The 296-nt window shown below is 45.9% G+C and carries 1 pseudogene; it reads left to right on the top strand.

The features are described from left to right. Positions 1-110: 110 nt before the first annotated feature. Positions 111-296 (top strand): annotated as a pseudogene (locus FC20_RS09790) (phage tail protein); the annotation flags it as partial.

Genomic DNA, 296 nt, shown 5'->3' with positions numbered 1-296 from the left:
CGGCAGTTGACCAAGATTTAAACGGCGTTTCTCGCGTGGCTATTACGTTTTATGGCGTGGTAGACAACAAAATGAAACACGTTTACCAGAAATAGGAAGGATATTACAACATGCAAGATTTTAAGTTGCAACAATTTGCGGCGGTAGATGCTAGCGAAGGTTTGGCCGGTACCGGCACTAAGTTATCATATTCAAAGGATGGCACGTCATGGACTGACATCACGGAAGTTAAGACCATTCCAGCCGTTGGGGGTACTCCTCAAACTATCGATGTAACCACTTTGGCAGACACCCGG

The sequence above is a fragment of the Lactobacillus equicursoris DSM 19284 = JCM 14600 = CIP 110162 genome, assembly GCF_001434815.1.
Classification (GTDB): Bacteria; Bacillota; Bacilli; order Lactobacillales; family Lactobacillaceae; genus Lactobacillus; species Lactobacillus equicursoris.
This window is presented reverse-complemented; position numbering and strand designations above follow the sequence as displayed.